Origin of the sequence: Cytophaga sp., from assembly GCF_051961495.1 — a bacterium.
Lineage (GTDB): Bacteria > Bacteroidota > Bacteroidia > Cytophagales > Cytophagaceae > Cytophaga.
Window position 1 is genome coordinate 1 of the sequence record NZ_JBQCDF010000064.1, and the last position, 6,297, is coordinate 6,297.

Annotated in this window: 9 protein-coding genes and 1 tRNA gene; 4 read left to right on the plus strand and 6 right to left on the minus strand. The window is 40.1% G+C overall.

What is annotated here, in order from left to right:
- Window positions 1-116 precede the first annotated feature (116 nt).
- The 3 genes from ACTHJT_RS03030 (at window position 117) to ACTHJT_RS03040 (ending at window position 1,537) form a co-directional block, all read left to right on the plus strand.
- Window positions 117-668 carry an N-acetylmuramidase family protein gene (locus ACTHJT_RS03030; RefSeq protein WP_440236279.1) on the plus strand — a complete coding sequence of 184 codons (552 nt, stop codon included), beginning with the start codon at window positions 117-119 and terminating at the stop codon, window positions 666-668.
- Window positions 669-733: 65 nt separating this feature from the next.
- Window positions 734-1,267: a TIGR02594 family protein gene (locus ACTHJT_RS03035; protein WP_440236281.1), complete on the plus strand. Its 534-nt coding sequence runs from the start codon at window positions 734-736 to the stop codon at window positions 1,265-1,267.
- A gap of 197 nt (window positions 1,268-1,464) precedes the next feature.
- Window positions 1,465-1,537, plus strand: a tRNA-Thr gene (locus ACTHJT_RS03040).
- A 286-nt stretch (window positions 1,538-1,823) separates the two neighbouring features.
- Here ACTHJT_RS03040 and ACTHJT_RS03045 read toward each other — a convergent pair.
- The gene (locus tag ACTHJT_RS03045) at window positions 1,824-2,840 is read right to left on the minus strand and encodes a glycosyltransferase family 9 protein (RefSeq protein WP_440236283.1); all 1,017 of its coding nucleotides are present in this window, start codon (window positions 2,838-2,840) and stop codon (window positions 1,824-1,826) included.
- A 299-nt stretch (window positions 2,841-3,139) separates the two neighbouring features.
- Window positions 3,140-3,703, minus strand: coding sequence for a pentapeptide repeat-containing protein (locus ACTHJT_RS03050; RefSeq protein WP_440236284.1), 564 nt, complete (start codon window positions 3,701-3,703; stop codon window positions 3,140-3,142).
- A gap of 205 nt (window positions 3,704-3,908) precedes the next feature.
- Here ACTHJT_RS03050 and ACTHJT_RS03055 point away from each other — a divergent pair, with 205 nt between their 5' ends.
- Complete coding sequence (locus ACTHJT_RS03055) at window positions 3,909-4,511, plus strand: FKBP-type peptidyl-prolyl cis-trans isomerase (protein ID WP_440236286.1); 603 nt, start codon at window positions 3,909-3,911, stop codon at window positions 4,509-4,511.
- Between the two features lie 175 nt (window positions 4,512-4,686).
- Here the strand turns inward: ACTHJT_RS03055 and rplT are convergent, their stop codons facing one another.
- The 4 genes from rplT to ACTHJT_RS03075 form a co-directional block, all read right to left on the minus strand.
- A complete protein-coding gene (gene rplT, locus ACTHJT_RS03060) occupies window positions 4,687-5,034 on the minus strand; it encodes a 50S ribosomal protein L20 (protein ID WP_440236288.1) in 348 nt (115 codons plus the stop codon).
- Window positions 5,035-5,132: 98 nt separating this feature from the next.
- Window positions 5,133-5,327, minus strand: a complete 195-nt coding sequence (gene rpmI, locus ACTHJT_RS03065; RefSeq protein WP_018343110.1) for a 50S ribosomal protein L35 — start codon at window positions 5,325-5,327, stop codon at window positions 5,133-5,135.
- Between the two features lie 28 nt (window positions 5,328-5,355).
- Window positions 5,356-5,919 carry a translation initiation factor IF-3 gene (gene infC, locus ACTHJT_RS03070; RefSeq protein WP_440236290.1) on the minus strand — a complete coding sequence of 188 codons (564 nt, stop codon included), beginning with the start codon at window positions 5,917-5,919 and terminating at the stop codon, window positions 5,356-5,358.
- A 90-nt stretch (window positions 5,920-6,009) separates the two neighbouring features.
- On the minus strand, window positions 6,010-6,297 hold a 288-nt coding region (locus tag ACTHJT_RS03075), incomplete at its 5' end, for a His/Gly/Thr/Pro-type tRNA ligase C-terminal domain-containing protein (RefSeq protein WP_440236292.1).

The following is a 6,297-nucleotide window of genomic DNA, read 5'->3' on the forward strand; positions in this document are numbered from 1 at the left end:
AAGACCTTTCAACCATGAAACAACAAACCAATAAAAACAAATGGCGCTATGGCCTGGCAGGCCTTGCCATAGGCATATTGATCGGAATCCTTATCATGCACTAACTTTTACACACCATGGGAAAACTAATTTCATTACAGGAAAAAACAGAACTCGCTAAAAAATTCGGAGTTGAATACGAAGCACTCAATGCTGTATTCATGATTGAAAGTTCAGGCTGCGGCTTTGACACAAGTACCGGTAAAATCAAAATTCAGTTTGAACCTTATTGGTTTCAGAAGTATACAGGACTGAAAGTTCCGAATGGTGTAGAGAATCAACCTGCCGAATGGGCGGCTTATGAAGCGGCCTCTAAAATCAATGCAGACGCGGCATTAAGAAGTACTTCCTGTGGCCTGGGTCAGGTAATGGGTTTTAACTTCAAAGCAGCCGGCTACAGAGATGGTGTATCCATGGTTGAAAGCTTTAAACTGAGTGAGGCAAATCAACTGGAAGGCATGCTGAATTTTATTAAAGCAACACCAAGGATGCTGCATGCGTTGCAGCAAAAAGACTGGGCAACGTTTGCCCGGTATTACAACGGACCTAAATACAAGGAATTCAAATACGATACCCGGTTGGCAGCGGCGTATGCCAAAAGCCAATGCACAACAACTCCCGTTTTGTAATACTCTTACTTTTCTGATAACGAAACTTTTTTAAACAAATCTTTTAAACCTGAATCCCTACGATTATGGCACTAGACGCGAAATACAAATGGCTCGAAAAAGAACCCGGCCCGATCATGATCAGGAAAGCACTGGAACTATATGATACAACCGAAATAAAAGGCCCGGTGAATAATCCGGTGATCATGAAATGGGCCAAAGAAATCGGCGGCAATGTTGCGGATGTATACAAGGCGGATGAGATCGCCTGGTGCGGACTCTTCATCGCGGTTGTTGCCAAAAGAAGTTCCAAGCAGATCGTTAAAGATCCGCTCTGGGCCTTGAACTGGGGCACGTTTGGTAAATTTACCGATACCGCCATGCTGGGTGATGTGCTGGTATTTGTGCGCAACGGCGGTGGCCACGTGGGTTTATATGTAGGTGAAGATACTACCTGCTACCATGTATTGGGCGGTAATCAATCCGACAAAGTATGTATCACCCGCATTGAGAAAAAAAGATTGTATGCGGCACGCCGGCCAAATTATAATATCCAACCGGCAAACGTCCGGAGAATTATCTTAAGCAGCAGCGAACAGATTTCTGAAAACGAAGCGTAAGTTTTTTTTACTCATTCAAATTTTGAATAAAACCTTGTTAACTATTTATAGCAAGGTTTTATTCAAGCGCTTTTTATTTTTTTATAGTCTTAGTACTTCATACTCTGTATTCTATACTTCCTTCTACGTAAAACTCAAAATATACTGCTTGCATTTTCCAAAATCGTTCTTATATTTGCACTCCCTTAAGGAAAGAAGCCTCCTTAGCTCAGCTGGTAGAGCAACTGACTTGTAATCAGTAGGTCGTTGGTTCGATTCCGACAGGAGGCTCAGAATGGTAAACACAGCAATGTGTTTACCATTTTTTATTTACATCCCTCCCTGCTTTCACTTCACCCGAAGTTCAGCCGTACCTGATCCGTAGTTCATCCGTAGTTCACCCGTAGTTATGCCTAAACAATGCCCGGGCAATCTTATGCCAATCCCCTGTCAGAGCCTGCTTTCATCCTGATAAACATCCGCACAGTAGCATAAGAAATACGCACAGAAAGGACTAAAACAATAAAGGCCCACGATAAAATCATGAGCCTCCTTAATACTTAATACTTAATACTTATTACTTATTACTTAAAATCTCCAGCAGCTGCTCCTTCCCGATCGTCTCCGCACATTTGAAGTGCCCTTCCGGACAAGCTTTGTAACCATGCAAGCCGCAAGGTCTGCAGCTGAGTTTCTCGGTTGTTTCGATGTTGAATGATTTGACGGATAGCGGACCGAAACCAAAGGCCGGTATCGTTGAACAGAAGACTGCTGCCACCGGTGCATTCATGGATGAAGCAATGTGCATCGGTGCTGAATCATTCACATAATTCATTGCCGCTTTTTCCATCAAGGCTGCTGATTCAAGGAAGGATAATTTACCGGCAAGTACCGTAATGTTATTAGTGTTTGTTGTTTGTGCTTTGATACGCTCACAACTCTCCGCATCGCCGGGTGCACCCAGCAGATAAACCTGATAGTCTGCAGGAACGTCATTCAGGAATTCGATCCATTTATGTTCCGGATATTGTTTAGTAAACCATACGGAGTTGGGTGCCGCGCAAATAAAGGGCTGCGTTGTATATGCTTGCACTTTTGCGTAATGTGCTGCGGTAGGATATAACTTTGGCTGGCGCTTTAAGTCTGAAGCAAAACATGCAATCAGGTTATTGTTGCGGTCCACTTCATGCAGGCCTTTGTCGAGCTCATGACTGACTTTTTTCGTAAATAAAAAAGAGAATGGATTCTTATCATATCCCACGGTCACCTTCGCGCCGGAGAAGGCCGTTAGCAGGCCTGTGGCGCCGAAACGCTGCAGGTTAATAACCAGGTCGTATTTTTCGGCACGGATCTTTGAAAGCTGTGCCAGCAGGTTTTTATATTTGCCTTGCTTCTTATCCCAGATCAGCACCTGTTTCAAAAAAGGGTGCTGCTGAAATAAAGACTCGTTCCCTTTTCGCACCAGTATATCAATTTGTGCGTTAGGAACAGACGCATGAATGGATTCCAGTAAAGCTGTTGCAAGAATAGCATCGCCAATAAATGCTGTCTGAATAACTAAGATTTTACTGAATTGGTTTTTCCCTTTTTCCATATGCATAACAATATGTAAAGGTATTTAAAAATGGGACTGTAAAAAAGCGATGGAAAGTAAAAGTATCTGTCTGAAAACGTCGTTTATTGAGACAGTCCGGGCTTACTTAATCGTTTGATATTAATTCGGTTACCTTTAGATAAAGACCGCTGAGTACTTTTACATTGTCAATCGGTGTAAGCGTTAGCAGATTTTTAGAGTAGTAACGCGAAATGTATAATTGCTTAGCCTGTGTTTTAACCATTTTTTACATAAAAACGCCAACCTTGTTGAATCGGGTTGGCGTACAATTTTTATCGCTAGTCTACTACAATATTATACCCTGCCAGCAACCGGAAAAGATCCTGTGACTGGAAACGTGCCTTCTTAATATTATTGGCTTCGGGATGAATAAGAAAACCAGTATTGGTTCTGAAATCCACGCCACTCAGGTTGGTTGTATTAAATAAGGCATCCAGTAAATTACATTCCGTCAATTTACATTTTGAAAGATCGGCTTGTGTAAAGTTCACACCTTCCATATTGCATTGTGTGAAGGTGCTTTTATACAGTTTCTTTTTATCGAATGAAGCAAAGGATAAATTGCTTTGCTGTACATGAATTTCAAATCCGAAATCACGGGTTTGTGAAAAAGACACACCCAGCATTTTGCATTCCGTAAACGTGCAATCCTTCAGCGAAGCACCGTCCAGCGCTGCATTGCTGAGATTACAGTTTTCAAACAAACACTCTATAAAATCAATTCCGTTCAGTCGCGCATTGGTAAAATCGCAATTCAGAAAATGAATACCATCGTATTCGGTTTCATCCATACGCAGGTTTGAAAAGTCTTTTGATTGAATTACGGTTCGTTTACTGCTCATAAAGAATTGATGATATGATTATTCAAATATAAATGTAATTATAAACAAGTTTCTAATTAAACAACACTTTACGATTAAGTCGTTTGGTTAGCTGTGCACAGTGCTTTTTTGTGATTTGGAATTTGTTATTTGGGATTTGTAGTTTCTTATTTGGGATTTGTAGTTTTTAATCAGAACTTGCAAACTCAAATTAATAATCGTAACAATGGCATTCACAACAGAAAAAGACCAGGTTAGCTACAGCCTGGGTGTAAATATTGCAACAAGTCTTAAAAACCAGGGTTTTGATGATTTGAATTTAGAAGCTTTAACAAGCGCTTTAAGCGATGTATTCAGCAATCAGAAATTGCAGATTGATGAGGCTAAAGGCGGCCAGATCCTGAATGCTTATTTCCAGGGCATGCAGCAGCGCAAGCAGGCAAAAAATATTGAAGAAGGTGCGGCATTCCTGAAAGCAAATGCTGCTAAACCAGATGTGATCACGCTTCCAAGCGGTCTGCAATATAAAATCCTTGTGGAAGGCAACGGTCCTAAACCAAAAGCTACAGATAAGGTAACAACACATTATCATGGCACCTTGATCAACGGTACTGTATTCGACAGTTCGGTAGAGCGCGGACAACCGGCAACGTTCCCGGTAAACGGTGTAATTGCAGGCTGGATCGAAGCATTACAATTAATGCCTACAGGTTCTAAGTGGCAGCTGTATGTACCTTCAGATCTTGCTTATGGAGCGCGTGGTGCTTCAGAATTGATCGGGCCGCATACAACATTGATTTTTGATGTGGAATTGATCTCAATCAATTAATTCAAATAATCCTCATGCAATAAAAATTACTTTAACTATCCGGAAAAGTCGAAGGCCTGCTCAATAGCAGGCCTTCGGCTTTTCCGGATGAATCACGCCAAACACTTCTACAATGTATATAAACAAAAAAGTCCCGCTGTAAGAGCGGGACTTTTTACATCACAATGAAGTGAAATTATTTCTTAACTTTTTCAACAACAGCCTTGAAAGCTTCTGGATCGTTCATTGCTAAATCAGCTAAAACTTTTCTGTTTAATTTGATGTTCGCTTTATCCAAAGCACCAATGAATTGAGAATAAGACAAGCCATGCTGTCTTGTTCCTGCATTGATACGTTGTATCCAAAGACCACGGAAGTGTCTTTTCTTTTGTTTACGGCCAATATAGGCGAAAACTTTTCCTCTTTCAACCGCGTTTTTCGCAACGGTCCAAACATTTTTTCTTCTACCAAAGTATCCTTTGGCTAGCTTCAAAACTTTTTTTCTTCTTTCTCTAGAAGCTACTGATGGTACTGATCTAGGCATTTCTTTTTTGTTTTTTAGTAGTTGGTGATTTGCTTATGCAAATTCTTGGTAACCAAACACTGGGTTTAACATTGTTAACCAGTTTAATCTAAACTTAATTAGATTTTTAGCATAGCCCTAACATTGGACTCATCTGCTGCACTAACCAGGTGTGCGTGTACTAAGTTACGCTTACGTTTAGTAGATTTTTTCGTAAGAATGTGGCTGTGGTAAGCACACTTTCTTTTGATTTTTCCACTTCCTGTAAGTTTAAACCTTTTCTTTGCTCCTGATTTGGTTTTTACTTTAGGCATTTTAATTTATCAGTTTAATTATAAGAAATTACTTTTTGGGTGTAGTCTTCGGAGTAAGCATCAGGAACATTCTCTTTCCTTCCAGTCTTGGCATCTCTTCTACCTTAGCTAACTCTTCAAGTGCCTGAGCGAATTTTAATAACATGATCTCGCCACGCTCTTTATATACAATCGTACGGCCAACAAAGTGTACATACGCCTTAACTTTAAAGCCGTCTTTTAAGAATTCAAAAGCATGCTTTAATTTAAATTCGTAATCGTGTTCATCTGTATTCGGACCGAAACGGATCTCCTTAACTACTACTTTATGCTGTTTCGCTTTAAGTTCTTTCTGCTTCTTCTTTTGTTCGTATTTGAACTTAGAGTAATCAGTAACTTTACAAACCGGAGGATCAGCGTTTGGTGAAATCTCAACTAAGTCTAAGTTCTGAGCTTTAGCAATGTTTAATGCTTCACGAATAGGATAAACATTAGGTTCAATGTTCTCTCCTACCAAGCGCACATTGGCAGCTTTAATAAATTCATTAATACGGTGCTCGTCCTTGTCCTTAATTGGTGCCCGGAAAGAAGGCCTGGGATTTCGTAATGCCATTCGTTAAGTTTATATTCCTGTTTGTTTTTAAACGAGTTGCGAATATCGCACTTTTTTATCGTATACTAAAATCTGTATTCGTTTTTTTTTTCAGACAGCCAATTGTTTTGCGATTTCAGATTCAAAGTATTGAATAAAATCTTCTACCAAAATGCTGCCCATGTCTTCGCCGCCATGTTTACGGATTGCAATTTTGCCTTCAGAAACCTCCTTTTCGCCGATTACAAGCATATAAGGCACTTTTTTCACTTCCGTATCGCGGATTTTCTTGCCAATTTTTTCATCACGGCTGTCTACAAAACCACGAATATCTTTAACCAGAAGTCTATCATACACTTCCTGCGCATAATCATTGAATTTATCCGAAATAGGAAGAAT